Origin of the sequence: Shewanella ulleungensis (assembly GCF_014648315.1) — a bacterium.
Classification (GTDB): domain Bacteria; phylum Pseudomonadota; class Gammaproteobacteria; order Enterobacterales; family Shewanellaceae; genus Shewanella; species Shewanella ulleungensis.
The window spans coordinates 1-1,271 of record NZ_BMQW01000032.1 but is presented as its reverse complement, the minus strand read 5'-3'; the positions used below and the strand labels follow the sequence as shown (position 1 = coordinate 1,271).

The window sequence follows — 1,271 nt, the reverse complement described above, 5'->3', positions numbered from 1 at the left end:
TCTAATGAAATGCACCCGTAGCTTCGGTGGTATGTTTAGCCCCGTTAAATCTTCCGCGCAGGCCGACTCGACTAGTGAGCTATTACGCTTTCTTTAAATGATGGCTGCTTCTAAGCCAACATCCTAGCTGTCTAAGCCTTCCCACATCGTTTCCCACTTAACATACACTTTGGGACCTTAGCTGACGGTCTGGGTTGTTTCCCTTTTGACAACGGACGTTAGCACCCGCTGTCTGTCTCCCGAGTAGTACTCATTGGTATTCGGAGTTTGCAAAGGGTTGGTAAGTCGGGATGACCCCCTAGCCTTAACAGTGCTCTACCCCCAATGGTATTCGCTCGAGGCGCTACCTAAATAGCTTTCGAGGAGAACCAGATATCTCCCGGTTTGATTGGCCTTTCACCCCCAGCCACAAGTCATCCGCTCATTTTTCAACATAAGTCGGTTCGGTCCTCCAGTTGATGTTACTCAACCTTCAACCTGCCCATGGCTAGATCACCGGGTTTCGGGTCTACACCTTGCAACTAAACGCGCAGTTAACACTCGGTTTCCCTACGGCTCCGCTATTCGCTTAACCTCGCTACAAAATGTAAGTCGCTGACCCATTATACAAAAGGTACGCAGTCACGGTCTCAAGAACCGCTCCCACTGCTTGTACGTATACGGTTTCAGGTTCTATTTCACTCCCCTCACAGGGGTTCTTTTCGCCTTTCCCTCACGGTACTGGTTCACTATCGGTCAGTCAGGAGTATTTAGCCTTGGAGGATGGTCCCCCCATATTCAAACAGGATGTCACGTGTCCCGCCTTACTCGTTTTCATCTATGGTTAGTTTTCATGTACGGGGCTATCACCCTGTGCCGCTGTGCTTTCCAACACATTCCACTAACACCCCATAGACTTAAGGGCTAATCCCCGTTCGCTCGCCGCTACTAGGGGAATCTCGGTTGATTTCTTTTCCTCCGGGTACTTAGATGTTTCAGTTCCCCGGGTTTGCCTCTACACACTATGTATTCATGTGCAGATACATGCTTATGCATGTGGGTTTCCCCATTCGGATATCGTTAGCTCAAATGCTTATTACTAGCTCGCCAACGCTTTTCGCAAGTTATTACGTCCTTCATCGCCTCTGACTGCCAAGGCATCCACCGTATACGCTTGGTCACTTAACCATACAACCCAAATGAGTTTCACACCCTTGAATTAACAAGAGAAGAGCTCTGGGTCATATCATGACCAGCTGGTTTTTACTTGATAGTTCACATACGCTTTCGCG

General features: G+C 48.7%; 1 rRNA gene. It reads right to left on the bottom strand.

From position 1 onward, the window contains the following. A 23S ribosomal RNA gene (locus IEY40_RS20080) occupies positions 1 to 1,167 on the bottom strand; the annotation flags it as partial. Between the last annotated feature and the right edge of the window lie 104 nt (positions 1,168 to 1,271).